The organism is Streptomyces sp. NPDC041796, from assembly GCF_055590785.1.
This window is the reverse complement of the sequence record NZ_JBVJAH010000004.1, coordinates 66,855-80,378: the sequence shown is the minus strand read 5'-3', so window position 1 is coordinate 80,378 and position 13,524 is coordinate 66,855. Positions and strand designations below refer to the sequence as shown.

The window sequence follows — 13,524 nt, the reverse complement described above, 5'->3', positions numbered from 1 at the left end:
GACCGGCCGCGGGCCGTCGTGCCGACACCGTGGCCGCGACCCCTGCTCAGTGGGCGGCCGCTCCCGGCCACGGCCCCGGGGTGGCCGTCTCCGGCTCCTCGGTCACCTTGGTGTCGAAGAGCGTGAAGCCACGGCGCAGATAATTGTCCATCGCGTGCTCCCCGTCCAGGGAGCAGGTGTGCAGCCACACCCGCTTCGTCACGGGCCGCCCCGGCCAGCGGTCGGCCAGGTCCCAGGCGCGCGCCACACCGTACGACAGCAGATGCCCGCCGATCCGCCGCCCACGGAACGCCGGTATCAGCCCGAAGTACACGATCTCCACGACCCCGTCGTCCTGCGGGTCCAGCTCCACGTACCCGGCCGGCGTCCCCTTCTCGTAGGCCACCCAGATCTCCGCCCCGGGCCGTTCGACGATCTCCCGCCACTGCGCGTACGTCAGCCCCAGCCGGTCCGTCCAGCTCAGGTCGCCGCCGACCGCCGTATAGAGGAACCGGCTGAACTCGGGCGAGGGCACCTCGGCCCGCACGATCCGGATGTCCCCGGCGGGCTCCGCGGCGGGCCGCAGGTCGTCGGGGGAGGTCTGCTCGAGGGACCAGGTGGTCACGGAGATGCTCATGCACCCAAGCGAACCACGCGCCCGCCCGGCCGGGCGATCAGGCCCCTGCCGTGCCCGCGCCTCCCACGCCGCCCCGGGCGGCGCGTACCGCCGGGCCCGTGGAGTGGGGCAGCAGGTCGGCCGGGTCCTCCGGGTGGACCACCTCCACCTCGACCTCCTCGCGGAAGCGGTACGGGCGGTGCTCCAGCACACACGCCAGGGTGCGGCGGATCCGGGACATCTCGGCCCGGACCGTCACCGTACGCGTGCGGTCGCCGAACACGTCGTACGCCAGCTCCGCAGCCGTGCGGCCGCCCCGGTGCAGCGCCAGTACGTACAGCAGCTCGGTGTGGCGCGGGCTCAGCTCCTGTGCCCAGCTCCCCGCCGGCCCCGACACCACCAGCGACCAGCGGCGCGGCCGGCTCACGTCCAGCACCAGCCTGCTCGACACGGCCATCGCCCGCGCCTCCTCGTCCACCAGCCGCACCAGCCACCCACCCGGCAGCGGCTCCACCGCGCACATGCCCAGCGACGGAAGCCACACCCGGCCCGGGCGGAACGACGCCGGCAGCGACACCCGGTCCACCGGCGGCATGCCCGTCACACCGGCCAGCCAGCCGTGCGCGTCCACCGCCAGCGCCCTGCCGCCGACCCGGCACAGGATCGGCGCGGCCACGGCACGCAGCCGCGCGAGATCGGCGAAGTGCCGGTTGCGCAGCTCCGCCTCCGCCAGCCGCGCGACCGAACTGACCAGCATCAGCGTCGCCGGGTGCATCGTCGCCAGCGGACCGCTCACGTCCACCGCGCCCAGCAGCTTCCCGTCCCTCGGGTCGGTGATCGGAGCGCCCGCGCACGTCCACGAGTGGTGCGTCGAGACGAAATGCTCCGCCGAGTGCACCTGCACCGGGCGGCGGGTCACCAGCGCGGTGCCCACCCCGTTCGTACCGACGGTCGTCTCCGCCCAGTCGGCACCCGGCGCGAACCCGTGCCCGTCCGCCTTCCGCAGGACGCTCGCACTGCCCTCGCGCCACAGCACCCGGCCGTCGGCGTCCGCCACCACCATGATGTGCTGCACCGCGTCGGACACCGCCGAGCAGGACACCAGCCCCTCCCGCAGCACCGGCAGCAGCTCCGCCAGGGGCGAGGCGGCGCGCCGGCGCTCCAGTTCCCCCGGCGGCAGCAGCCCCGAGCGGTGGTCCTTGTCCGGATCCATCCCCTTGCTCAGCATCCGCTGCCACGACTCGCCTATGTCGGCGCGCGGCGCCAGCGGGGACCGGCCGCCCTTCAGCGTCGCCTCCCGCACCCCCTTGAGCAGCAACGCCGCCTCGCGCGTGTCCATCGCGGCGAGCCGTGTCATGTCGACTGTGGCCTGACGCACCGGTCCTCCCCGCTGCCGCCCCACCTGGTGGCTGGTACGTGTCACCCCATCCTCCCCTGCCCGGCGGCGACGCGCTCCGATATCACCCACAACGCTGCAACCCTTTGCAACTCTCGCGAACGGCCGTGCCCCCGTACGAAAGTGGTACGGCGACGGGATGGTGCCGTGTCGGCGCAGCACCATCCCAGCCGCTCTCCGGGCGCGGGCCGATTGGACACACGGCCCGCGCCCACCCGGTTCCCCCGGTTCAGACGACGGCCCGCGCCCGTTCCGCCAGCGCCGCCAGGTCCAGGGTGTGCGGCAGCGTCCCGAACGCCGCCCCCCAGTCCCCGCCCAGCCGCGACGCGCAGAACGCGTCCGCCACCGCCGACGGCGCCCACCGCACCAGCAGCGACCCCTGGAGCACCAGCGCCATGCGCTCCACCAGCCGCCGCGCCCGCGCCTCGACGCCCTCCAGATCGGCGAGCTCGGCCAGCAGGTCCTTGATCGCCGCGTCGAGCCGGTGGTCCGCGCCCCGCGCTTTGCCGACCTCCTCCAGGAAGGCGTTCAGCGCCATCGGTTCACGCTGGAGCGCCCGCAGTACGTCCAGCGCCTGCACGTTGCCCGAGCCCTCCCAGATCGAGTTCAGCGGCGACTCGCGCAGCAGCCGCGGCATCCCGGACTCCTCCACGTACCCGTTGCCGCCCAGACACTCCAGCGCCTCCGCCGTCACCGGCGTACACCGCTTGGTCACCCAGTACTTGGCCGCGGGCACCGCCAGACGCAGGAACGCCCGTTCGGCCTCGGAGTCGGTGTCGTAGGCGGCCGCCAGCCGCATCGCCAGCGTCGTCGCCGCCTCCGACTCCAGCGCCAGATCCGCCAGGACGTTGCGCATCAACGGCTTCTCGATCAGTACGCCGCCGAACGCGCTGCGGTACGCGGCGTGGTGCACCGCCTGCGCCACCGCCTGCCGCATCAGCGCCGCCGAGCCCACCACGCAGTCCAGCCGGGTCGCCGCCACCATCTCGATGATGGTGCGCACCCCGCGGCCCTCCTCGCCCACCCGGCGCGCCCACGTCCGGTCGAACTCGACCTCGCTCGACGCGTTCGACCGGTTGCCGAGCTTGTCCTTCAGCCGCTGGATCCGGAACACGTTCCGGTCGCCGTCCTCCAGCACGCGCGGCACCAGGAAGCACGTCAGCCCCCCGGGGGTCTGCGCCAGCACCAGGAAGGCGTCGCTCATCGGCGCCGAGCAGAACCACTTGTGCCCCGTCAGGACGTACTCGCCCGCCGCCTCCAGGGGCGTCGCGGTCGTGGTGTTCGCCCGTACGTCACTGCCGCCCTGCTTCTCCGTCATGCCCATCCCGAACAGCACACCGGTCTTGTCGGCGGCCGGTCGCAGCTCCTCGCCCTCGTAGATCTGCGAGGTCAGCTTCGGCTCCCAGACGGCGGCGAGCGCGGGGTCGGTGCGCAGCGCCGGGACGGCGGCGTGCGTCATCGACAGCGGGCAGCCGTGCCCGGCCTCGGTCTGCGTCCACACCAGGAACCCGGCGGCGCGCCGGACGTGACCGCCCGGCCGGCCCCAGGCGTTGGTGAGCCCGTTCGTCACCGCGTGGCCGAGCAGCCGGTGCCAGGCGGGGTGGAAGTCGACGTGGTCGATCCGGTGGCCGTACCGGTCGTGGGTGCGCAGCTTCGGCGGGTTCTCGTTGGCGAGGAACCCCCACTCCTGCGCCTGGGCGGACCCGGCGGTGGTGCCGAGCGAGGAGAGCTCCTGGCGGACCTCGTCGAGGAGTTCGAGCGGAAGGTGACGTTCCACAGCCTCGTTCAGGGCCCGGTCGGCGGTGAAGACGTCGTACCCGACCAGGGGCGGAGGCTGGTTGGTCACTGTGTGGGTGGTGGTCGCCATGCGGATACGGTAAGGAGGTGCAGGCAGCAAATGAAACACCCCCGGGGCCTGATCGGTCCCAGGGCAGACTCCACCGGGCCCGGGCCCTCTACCGCAACGTGTCGAAGCGGAGGATGGTCTGGCTGCTCCTGAAGGACACCGTCAATTCGTGCATCGAGTACCGGATCCTCGGTCTCGCCGCCGAGGCGGCGTTCTTCACCCTCCTGTCGCTGCCGCCCCTGATGCTCGGACTCCTGGGCCTCCTCGGCTACATCGACGACTGGACCGACACCACCACCGTCGCCTCCATCGAGCGCAACATCCTCGGGGCGGTCGGCACGGTCCTGTCCGACCGGGGCGTCAACGACATCGCGAGGCCGCTGCTGGCCGACGTCACCCACGGCGGCCGGCCCGACATCATCTCGATCGGTTTCGCCATCGCGCTGTGGTCGGGCTCGCGGGCCGTGAACGTCTTCATCGACACCATCACCGTGATGTACGGACTGGACGGCCACCGCGGCATCGTGGCCACGCGGCTGCTGGCCTTCCTGCTCTACATCGTCGCCCTGATAATCGGAGCGGTCGTCCTGCCGCTGGCGGTGGTCGGCCCGGACCGGGTGGTGGAACTGGTCCCCTGGGGCACCGAGGTCGTCTCCGTCCTGTACTGGCCGGTGATGATCCTGTTGTCCATCGCCTTCCTCACCACCCTCTACCACGTGTCCGTCCCGGTGCGGTCCCCGTGGATCGAGGACGTCCCCGGCGCGCTGGTGGCCCTCGCCATGTGGGTGCTCGGCAGCTTCCTGCTGCGCATCTACCTCACCAGTACCGTCGAGGGCCCCACGATCTACGGCTCGCTCGCCGCGCCCATCGCGGTCCTGCTGTGGATCGGCATCTCGGCATTCGCGGTCCTGGTCGGCGCGGCAGTGAACGCGGCGATCGACCGCGTCTGGCCGTCGGTCGCCACCGCCGCCGCCCGCGCCGAGAACGAGCGTGCTCGCACCGCCGAGGCGGCGGCCCTGGTCGCCCGGGCCAAGGCGGCGGTCGAGGGCCTGGACGACCTGGACCCGGACATGCCCTCGGAGTTCCCCGAGCGCTGGTCGCGGTTCCTGCCCCCGGACGACGTGAAGTCCCGGCTGCACTCGGCGAAGGACAAGGAGCGGGAGAAGGAGCGGGAGAAAGAGCGGGAGAAGGAACGCGACAAGGACCGGGACCGGGACCGGGGCCGGGACACGAGCCGGGACCGGGACCGGGACCACGGCCGGGGCGGCGCCGCCTAGTCTTGGACGCGTGTACGAGGAACGGCCCTCGCGGCTCGACGGCGCCGTCGTCTGGACCCGTACCGGCGGGCCGGCGGCCCCCTTCTCCGTGCTGCCGGACGGCTGCATGGACCTGCTGTGGAACGACGGACGGCTCTACGTCGCCGGGCCCGACACGCGGGCGTACGTCCCCGAGAACCCCGGCGCCCGGTACACCGGCGTGCGGTTCGCACCCGGCGACGCCCCCGCCCTGCTCGGTGTGCCCGCGCACGAACTGCGCGACCGGCGCGTGGACCTCGCCGCCCTGTGGCCCGGCGACCGGGTGCGGCGGCTGGCCGAGCGCGTGGGGGAGGCCGCCGACCAGGCCGCCGCGCTGGAGGACCTGGCGCTGCGCCGCGCCGCCGACGCGCCGGGCCCCGACCCGCTGCTGCGGGCCGTCGTCGACGCGCTGAACGCCGGGCGGACGGTCGCCCGGGCCGCCGAGACCGTCGGGCTCGGCGCCCGGCAACTGCACCGGCGGTCGCTCGACGCCTTCGGATACGGGCCCAAGACCCTGGCCCGGGTGCTGCGCCTGCAACGCGCGCTCGCGCTCGTCCGCGCCGGAGCGCCGTACGCCCGGGCCGCGGCCGAGGCGGGCTGCACCGACCAGGCGCACCTCGCGCGTGAGATGCGTGCCCTGGGCGGCACCACACTGGGCGCCTACACCGCGTCCGTCACGCCGGCTCCCGCATCGGTTCCCGCACCGGCTCCGGCTCCCGCATCGGCCCCTGCTTCGGTTCCCGCACCGGCTCCGGCTCCGGCATCGGCGAAGAGGGACACCCCGCAGCCGTCCGGGTCCAGCACCACCGCGTAGCGCTGGCCCCACACCGCGTCCCAGGGCTTCAGGTGGCCCCGGTGACCGGCCGCGACCAGGTCCTCGTACACCATGTCGACCTCGGCGGGGCTCGCGCAGCGGAACGCCAGGCCGACCCGGTCGCCGCCCCGGGGGCGGGTCCAGTCCGGGTCGAACGAGCGGATCACCTCCTCGGTGTCCCACAGCACCCGTACACCGCCGGGCAGGGTGACCTCGACGTGCGGGGCGGAGTCGGCACCGGCCGGGACGTCCAGGCCGAGGCGGCGGTAGAAGGCCAGGGAGGCGGCCATGTCGGAGACGACGAGGCCGATCGCGTCGAGCCGGGGTACGGCGGTCCGTTCGGTAGTCATAGGGGGACGGTAGGCGTGGCCGCGCGCCCCGGTCTTGTACGAATCGGACGTCACCGGATCGTCATGGGTCGTTGCCGGTGCGCTGAGCGACACTGGCGGCATGCGGAACATCCTCGTCGTGGACGACGACCCCACGGTCTCCGAAGTCGTCACGGGATACCTGGAGCGCGCCGGGTTCGCCGTGGCACGGGCGGCCGACGGTCCCGAGGCGCTGCGGCTCGCCGCCGCCCACCGGCCGGACCTCGTCGTCCTCGACCTGATGCTTCCCGGCATGGACGGTCTGGAGGTGTGCCGCACCCTGCGAGGCCAAGGGCCCGTCCCGGTGATCATGCTCACGGCTCGCGGCGACGAGGAGGACCGGATCCTGGGTCTGGAGGTCGGCGCCGACGACTATGTGACCAAGCCGTTCAGCCCGCGCGAGCTGGTGCTGCGCGTCGAGTCGGTGCTGCGCCGCGGTGCTTCGGCCCCGTCGGCCGAGGCCCCCGTCAGCGCCGGTGGCATCACCCTGGACCCGGCCGCGCGCCGGGCCACGAAGGACGGCAGGGAACTGTCGCTGACGCTGCGCGAGTTCGACCTGCTCGCCCACCTGGTGCGCCACCCCGGCCGGGCGCACAGCAGGGAGGCGCTGATGCGCGAGGTGTGGGGCTGGGAGTTCGGCGACCTGTCGACCGTCACCGTCCATGTGCGGCGGCTGCGCGGCAAGGTCGAGGACGACCCGGCCGACCCCCGGCTCATCCGGACCGTGTGGGGGGTGGGGTACCGCTTCGAGGCGGGGGAGTCGGGGGAGTCGGGGGAGTCGGCGGAGGGGGAGTCCGAGGAGGGAGGCAGCCATGGGTGACCTGCTGCTCATCGCCGGTTACGCCCTGGCGGGGGCGTCCGCCGCGGGGCTGATCGGTGCCCTGGTCCTGCGCGTCCTGCGCCACAAGTCGGTCGTGGTGTCCCTGACGGTCGTCGCGGCCGTCACGGTGACCGCGATGCTGGCGGGCACCCTCACCGTCTGCAAAGCGATGTTCCTCGACCCGCACGACCTGTCCGTCGTCACCACGGTCGTGGCCATGGCCGCGATCGTCTCGCTCGCCACGGCGCTGGTCCTCGGCCGCTGGGTCGTCGCCCGCAGCCGCGAACTGGCCCGCGCCACCCGCTCGTTCGGTGAACAGGGCAGCTTCGCCGCACCCGGCGGCACGGCCACCGCGGAGCTCGCCGAGCTGACCCGCGAACTGGCCGCCACCAGCGCCGGACTGGCCGCGTCCCGCGAGCGCGAACGGGCACTGGAGGCCTCCCGGCGCGACCTCGTCGCCTGGATCTCCCACGACCTGCGCACGCCCCTCGCCGGGGTGCGCGCCATGTCCGAAGCCCTGGAGGACGGTGTCGCGCCGGACCCGCAGCGCTACTTCCGGCAGATCCGCACCGAGGTGGACCGGCTCAACGCCATGGTCGGCGACCTCTTCGACCTCTCCCGCATCCACGCCGGCACCCTGGCGCTCACCCCGACCCGGATGTCCGTGTACGACCTGGTCGGCGAGGCCATGGCGGGTGCCGACCCGCTCGCCCGGGAGCTCGGGGTCCGGCTGGTCGGCGAGCGGGTGGAAGCGGTGCCCGTCGAGGTGGACGGTCGGGAGATGACCCGGGTGCTCGCCAACCTCCTGGTCAACGCCATCCGCCGGACCCCTCCCGACGGCACGGTCGCCGTGGCGGCCGAGCGCCGCGCCGACGAGGTGGTCCTGTCCGTCACCGACGGCTGCGGCGGCATCCCGGAGGACGACCTGCCCCGGGTGTTCGACACCGGCTGGCGCGGCACCGCCGCGCGGACCCCACCCGCCGGTGCAGGCCTGGGCCTCGCCATCGTGCGCGGCATCGTCGAGGCACACGAGGGCCGCGCGGGCGTGCACAACGTCCAGGGCGGCTGCCGCTTCGAGGTGACGCTGCCCGCGGCGACCGGGACGTAAGACTTTCGTCATCGGATCACCGGCCTCCGACCGGGCCCTTCCCGCGTTGAATGGAACAGGGCACGCGGGATGCGAGCCGGACCCGAGGAGGCAATGGTGACACGCGTACGACGTCTGCTGACCAGCAAGGTGGTGATCGGCGGCCTGGTGCTCGTGCTGGCGGCGGTCGGCTTCGGGCTCTACTGGTTCCAGCCGTGGAAGCTGTGGACGGACCGGACGGTGAGCGAGGCGGTGCCGCCGGCGGCCCCCTCCACCGCTCCGGCGGACCCGTCCAATGAGCCGTCGACGGCGCCGTCCGGGCCCGCCGGGCCACGGACGATCGCCACCGGGACCCTCATCAGCCATGAGCACAGCACCACCGGGACCGTACGCGTGGTGGAACTGGCCGACGGGTCCCGGATCCTGCGGATCGAGGACCTCGACACCAGCAACGGCCCCGACCTGAAGGTCTGGGTCACCGACGCCCCCGTGCGCGAGGGCAAGGACGGCTGGCACGTCTTCGACGACGGTGCCCACCTCAGCCTCGGCGACCTCAAGGGCAACAAGGGAGACCAGAACTACGCCCTCCCCGCAGAGTTCGACCCGAACACGTACACCAGCGTCAGTATCTGGTGCGACCGTTTCGACGTCTCCTTCGGCGCCGCGACGCTGAAGACCGCGTAGGAAAAAACCCTTGGCGCGCCGCTGGGGCGGGTGGCTAAGGTGAAGGCGTTCCGCAGAACTGCGAGCACATGACCGGGAGGTGTGACCGATGGCTGTCGTTGCGATGGGCGCTGCCCACATCCAGACGTTCCTTCACTCCACCTCCGTGGTCACCGGCTGACAGATCGCCCACAGCGGGCGCCGCCCGGGGCCACCCTCCGAAGGGTTCCCCCTTGTCCCTCGCTTCTGCTTCGTCTTCCTCGCACGCCCTCTCCCCGTACGGCTGGGACGCCCGGTGGGAGACCGAGTTCGCCCCGTACGCCGACCAGGGGCTGGTCCCCGGACGGGTCGTACGCGTCGACCGCGGCCAGTGCGACATCGTCACCGCGGACGGTGTCGTCCGCGCTGACACCGCGTTCGTGACTCCGCACGACCCCCTCCGGGTCATCTGCACCGGCGACTGGGCCGCCGTCGAGACCCACGGCAACCCCCGCTACGTGCGGACGTACCTGCCGCGCCGGACCGCCTTCGTCCGCTCCACCTCCTCCACACGGTCCGAGGGCCAGATCCTCGCCGCCAACGTCGACCACGCGATCATCGCCGTCCCGCTCTCCGCCGAGCTGGACCTCGGCCGGATCGAACGGTTCCTCGCCCTCGCCTGGGAATCGGGCGCCCAGCCGCTCGTCGTCCTCACCAAGGCGGACCTCGTGCCCGACCCGGTCGGCCTGTCCTACCTCGTGCAGGACGTCGAGACGGCCGCGCCGGGCGTCCAGGTGCTGCCGGTCAGCTCCGCCGACGGCGAGGGTGTCGACACGCTCGCCGCCGTCGTCTCCGGCGGCACCAGTGTGCTCCTCGGCACCTCCGGCGCCGGCAAGTCGACCCTCGCCAACGCCCTGCTCGGCGAGGACGTCATGGCGGTCCAGGCCATCCGGGAGGTCGACGGCAAGGGCCGTCACACCACCACCACCCGCAACCTCCTCGCCCTCCCCGGCGGGGGAGTCCTGATCGACACCCCGGGGCTGCGGGGCGTCGGCCTGTGGGACGCAGGATCCGGCGTCGGCCAGGTCTTCTCCGAGATCGAGGAACTGGCGGAGGAGTGCCGCTTCCACGACTGCGCCCACCTGACGGAGCCGGGCTGCGCGGTCCTCGCCGCCATCGAGGACGGCTCGCTGCCCGAACGCCGGCTCGACAGCTACCGCAAGCTGCTGCGCGAGAACCAGCGGATCGTCGCCAAGACCGACGCCCGCCTGCGGTCCGAGATCCTCAAGGACTGGAAGCGCAAGTCGGCGGTGGGCCGCGCGGCCCTGGAAGCCAAACGCGGCGGCCGCAACCGCTGACACCCCCCGCCCCACAGGGCAACTGCCGCGGGCCGCCCCGGCAGGGCGGTTGCCCTGTCGGGGCCACGCTCCCGCGGAAGCGGTGCGGGTGCGGGCCTCGCGACCACGGGGGAACCCGCCGCCCGGACCACCGTGTCCGCATACCGCCGGTGAGCCGCCGGTCGGCGCAGCGACTGGGCGAGGGGCACGGGACGCAACGGGACGTGCCGTGCGGCGGGCTCACCACCCGTTCCCCGAGCCGTGGGCGCCGACCGGGCACCCGGTGGCGGGGCCGGCGGCCCTGGCGGGCCGAGAGCCCGGTTCGGCGCGGCAGCCGACCGGGCCGAGGCCGAGCGGGCGCCGCGTGGCGTTCGCGGGGGCGGCGCCGGGGCCGCCGCGTTCGTCCGGATGCGGGCGCTCGGCGACGCGGACGCGGACCGCGAGGACCGGCGCCCCTGGCGCTCGTATGCCACGCCTCGTCAGCCGCCGAACACCGCGCCCATCCACGCCCCGACGATCAGCAGACACGCGAACAGCTCCACCAGGACGCTCGTCCCGATCGCCCGCATGACGGTCCGGGTGGACGCGACGGCCTGCCCGTGCCCGCCGAGCCGGAACCGCTCGCACAGGTAGATCCCGGCGATGTACCCGGGCACCGCGCCCACGACCGGCAGCAGGATGAACCCGAGCAGCGCGCCGACACCGGCGTACGCCACCAGCCGCCGCGTCAGGCCGACGCCGCGTATCCGGCGCGCGGGGAGCTGCCAGACGACGACCTGCGTCACCAGCAGCAGCGTGGTGGAGCCGACGAGCAGCCACCAGGCCAGACCGGTCTTCACCTGCAGCGACCACCACATCACCGCGGCCCACACCAGCCACGCGCCCGGCACGCCCGGTACGAGCACGCCGAACAGCCCGAGCAGCATCACCAGCCCGGCCAGCAGCAGCTGCCACGCACCCATGGGCCCAGCGTGCCGGACCCTCCCCGCTCCCGCAGGTCAGGTGCGCGTCACCCAGCCGCGCTCATGGGCGTACCAGCCCAGTTGGAGGCGGGTCGTCACGCCCGCCAGTTCCATCAGGCCCTTCACCCGGCGCTGGACCGTTCGGAGGCCCAGGTCCAGCTGTTTGGCGACGCTCGCGTCCGTCAGACCCGCCAACAGCAGCGACAGGATCTCCAGGTCCGTCGCGTCCGGGCCCGGCCGTCGCTCCTCCAGGACCTCACCGCCCGCCCCCAGGCACAGCGGCAGCGCGTCCCGCCACACCGCTTCGAACAGGGCGGTCAGCGACTCCAGCAGCCCGCTGGCGTGCACCACCAGCGCCGTCGGCTCCGCGCCCCGGCCGTCCAGGGGCACCATCGCCGGCGACCGGTCGGCGAGAACCAGCCGCGTCGGCACCCGGTCGGCCACCCGCACCCGTACGTCCGGGCCGAGCACCGACGACAGCCCGGCGACCCCGCCCGGCAGCGACAGCACCTCCCGCTCCACCACCACCCGGCACGCCACCCCGCGCTCCGGCACCCCGGACACCGGACCGCCCACGACGAGGGCACACACCTCCTCGGCCGCACCCGCCATGAGCTGGTGCAGCCGGTGTTCCACCGCGCTCGCGCCGGTCACCACCTCCACCAGGTCGTGCACGGCGGGCTCCGCCGCCTCCGACCGGTACTCCTCCGCCAGCCGTGCCGCCGCCAGCTCCGCCCGCTCCAGCTCGTGCCGCTGCCGCGTCAGCAGCGCGCCCAGCGCCACCGCGGGAGGTGCCGCGACCCACCGCCCGGCGCGCGCCGACGACCGGGCGGCCAGCCCGTACGACTCCAGCCGCCGCAGCGCCCGCTCGGTGTCCGGCTCCGGCAGGCCCAGCCGGTGCGCGAGATCCGCGACGTCCGCACCGCCCACCGCGACCAGTGCCCGGTACGCCGATTCCTGCCGTTCGTCCAGTCCTATAGCCGCCAGCACCCCTGAACCCCCTCGTCGCCGCAGCGCCCATCATCCCTGACCACTCCGTGGACAGATGGTTCACGATTCGACGAAATTGGTTACTCTCCGAACCGGTTCCGCCGGGCGTCCTTCCCGTGGGGGGTGGGGCCGCCCGGCGGGCCATTTTTCCGGATGGCCGTTTTCGTACGCCCCGCGCGGTCGACAATTAAGGGCATGAGCCCACAGGGGGAGACGCCCACCACCGGCGAGGACGACTGGTGGGACAAGCTGTACGACCACGCCGCGCCGGACACGGCGTCCGGCACCGCCGCCGGGGCCCCGGGCCGCGGCCGCGCCCCCTGGGAGCCGAAGGACCCGGCGGCCGGTCCGCCGAACGCCCCGCGCACGTTCCGCCTGCCGCGCCCCCGCGTGGAGCACGTCGGCGACGGACCCCCCACCTACGAGCCCGAACCGACCGCCCTCCCGGCGGCCGGGGCGCACGAGCTGGACCGGCTCGTCGCCGACACCGTGCTGGACGGCGCCCGGTACGGGACGTACACGCTGCGGGCCGCGTCCGTGCGGGGCGACTCCGCCCGCTACCGGGGCGAACCGCGCCGCGACGCGCTGCTCACCGCCCGGTTCGGCGCCGGCGAGGCCGCACTCGTGCTGGTCGCCGTCGCCACCGGGGCGCGCGGCACCGAGGGCGCCCACCTGGCGGCCGCCGACGCCTGCCGCTGGATCGGCGAAGCCGTCGGCCGCAGCCACGCGCGGCTCGCCGAGGACATCCGGGCCAGCCGCAGGGGCGACCTCAAGTCGGGGCTGCACCGGCTCACCGACCGCTCCTACGGCAAGCTCCGCGCCCGCGCCGCCGACCTGGGCGTGGCGCCCGAGGCGTACACCGCGGGGCTGCGCTGCCTGCTGCTGACCGCCGACCCGGGCTGCCGCACCCGGGTGTTCTTCGGCGTCGGCGACGGCGGGCTGTTCCGCCTCCGTGACGGCGTCTGGCAGGACATCGAACCGCCCGTCCCGGAGCCGGCCGCGCTCAGCGGTGACCCCGTGATCGGCTATGGATCGCCACCGGCCGAGACCGAGCAGGGCGACCGGCTGACCATGGACCTCGGCATCACGACGCCCCCGCCCCCATACGTCGAAGGCCCCGTCCCGCCACCGGCCGAACCCTTCCGCTTCCGTGCCTCCGTCGCCCGCCCCGGCGACACCCTGCTGCTCGCGGGACCGGGGCTGGCCGCGCCGCTGCGCGGCGAACCCGCCCTCGCCGAGGAGCTCGCCGGCCGCTGGGGGACGGGCGAACCGCCCGGCCTGGCGCAGTTCCTGGCGGACACCCAGCTGAGGGTGAAGGGGTACGCCGATGACCGTACGACGGCGGCGATCTGGGAGGCGTAACGGCCTCCGT

General features: G+C 73.9%; 12 protein-coding genes and 1 pseudogene. 7 read left to right on the top strand and 6 right to left on the bottom strand.

What is annotated here, in order from left to right; genetic code table 11:
• Window positions 1-46 precede the first annotated feature (46 nt).
• From ACZ6C1_RS08960 to ACZ6C1_RS08950, 3 genes are all read right to left on the bottom strand, one after another.
• The gene (locus ACZ6C1_RS08960) at window positions 47-616 is read right to left on the bottom strand and encodes a GNAT family N-acetyltransferase (protein WP_469239218.1); all 570 of its coding nucleotides are present in this window, start codon (window positions 614-616) and stop codon (window positions 47-49) included.
• 37 nt (window positions 617-653) lie between these two features.
• On the bottom strand, window positions 654-1,973 hold the full coding sequence (locus ACZ6C1_RS08955) for a helix-turn-helix domain-containing protein (protein ID WP_469239216.1): 1,320 nt from the start codon (window positions 1,971-1,973) through the stop codon (window positions 654-656).
• Between the two features lie 247 nt (window positions 1,974-2,220).
• Window positions 2,221-3,858 (bottom strand): acyl-CoA dehydrogenase family protein, encoded by a 1,638-nt coding sequence (locus ACZ6C1_RS08950; protein WP_469239214.1) that lies wholly within the window; start codon window positions 3,856-3,858, stop codon window positions 2,221-2,223.
• Between the two features lie 17 nt (window positions 3,859-3,875).
• Here ACZ6C1_RS08950 and ACZ6C1_RS08945 point away from each other — a divergent pair, with 17 nt between their 5' ends.
• Both ACZ6C1_RS08945 and ACZ6C1_RS08940 read left to right on the top strand, forming a co-directional pair.
• The gene (locus ACZ6C1_RS08945) at window positions 3,876-5,114 is read left to right on the top strand and encodes a YihY/virulence factor BrkB family protein (RefSeq protein WP_469239212.1); all 1,239 of its coding nucleotides are present in this window, start codon (window positions 3,876-3,878) and stop codon (window positions 5,112-5,114) included.
• Between the two features lie 10 nt (window positions 5,115-5,124).
• Window positions 5,125-5,946 (top strand): DUF6597 domain-containing transcriptional factor, encoded by an 822-nt coding sequence (locus ACZ6C1_RS08940; protein WP_469239211.1) that lies wholly within the window; start codon window positions 5,125-5,127, stop codon window positions 5,944-5,946.
• Here the strand turns inward: ACZ6C1_RS08940 and ACZ6C1_RS08935 are convergent.
• Window positions 5,886-6,296, bottom strand: a pseudogene (locus ACZ6C1_RS08935) (VOC family protein); the annotation flags it as partial. The gene ACZ6C1_RS08940 and the pseudogene ACZ6C1_RS08935 sit on opposite strands and share 61 nt — an antisense overlap.
• A 100-nt stretch (window positions 6,297-6,396) precedes the next feature.
• Here ACZ6C1_RS08935 and ACZ6C1_RS08930 point away from each other — a divergent pair.
• The 4 genes from ACZ6C1_RS08930 to rsgA all read left to right on the top strand — a co-directional run bounded on the left by ACZ6C1_RS08930 (window position 6,397) and on the right by rsgA (window position 10,221).
• Window positions 6,397-7,134 (top strand): response regulator, encoded by a 738-nt coding sequence (locus tag ACZ6C1_RS08930; protein ID WP_469239209.1) that lies wholly within the window; start codon window positions 6,397-6,399, stop codon window positions 7,132-7,134.
• Window positions 7,127-8,242 carry a sensor histidine kinase gene (locus tag ACZ6C1_RS08925; RefSeq protein WP_469239207.1) on the top strand — a complete coding sequence of 372 codons (1,116 nt, stop codon included), beginning with the start codon at window positions 7,127-7,129 and terminating at the stop codon, window positions 8,240-8,242. The genes ACZ6C1_RS08930 and ACZ6C1_RS08925 overlap by 8 nt, the downstream gene beginning before the upstream one ends.
• Window positions 8,243-8,335: 93 nt before the next feature.
• Complete coding sequence (locus ACZ6C1_RS08920) at window positions 8,336-8,905, top strand: DM13 domain-containing protein (RefSeq protein WP_469239205.1); 570 nt, start codon at window positions 8,336-8,338, stop codon at window positions 8,903-8,905.
• A 212-nt stretch (window positions 8,906-9,117) separates the two neighbouring features.
• Entirely contained in the window at window positions 9,118-10,221 is a 1,104-nt protein-coding gene (gene rsgA / locus ACZ6C1_RS08915; protein WP_469239203.1) for a ribosome small subunit-dependent GTPase A, read from the top strand.
• 458 nt (window positions 10,222-10,679) lie between these two features.
• Here the strand turns inward: rsgA and ACZ6C1_RS08910 are convergent, their stop codons facing one another.
• A complete protein-coding gene (locus ACZ6C1_RS08910; protein ID WP_469239201.1) occupies window positions 10,680-11,162 on the bottom strand; it encodes a DUF456 domain-containing protein in 483 nt (160 codons plus the stop codon).
• Window positions 11,163-11,198: 36 nt separating this feature from the next.
• Window positions 11,199-12,152, bottom strand: a complete 954-nt coding sequence (locus tag ACZ6C1_RS08905) for a helix-turn-helix domain-containing protein (protein ID WP_469239199.1) — start codon at window positions 12,150-12,152, stop codon at window positions 11,199-11,201.
• Window positions 12,153-12,347: 195 nt separating this feature from the next.
• Between ACZ6C1_RS08905 and ACZ6C1_RS08900 the strand changes: the two genes are divergently transcribed.
• Window positions 12,348-13,514: a protein phosphatase 2C domain-containing protein gene (locus ACZ6C1_RS08900; protein WP_469239197.1), complete on the top strand. Its 1,167-nt coding sequence runs from the start codon at window positions 12,348-12,350 to the stop codon at window positions 13,512-13,514.
• Window positions 13,515-13,524 lie beyond the last annotated feature (10 nt).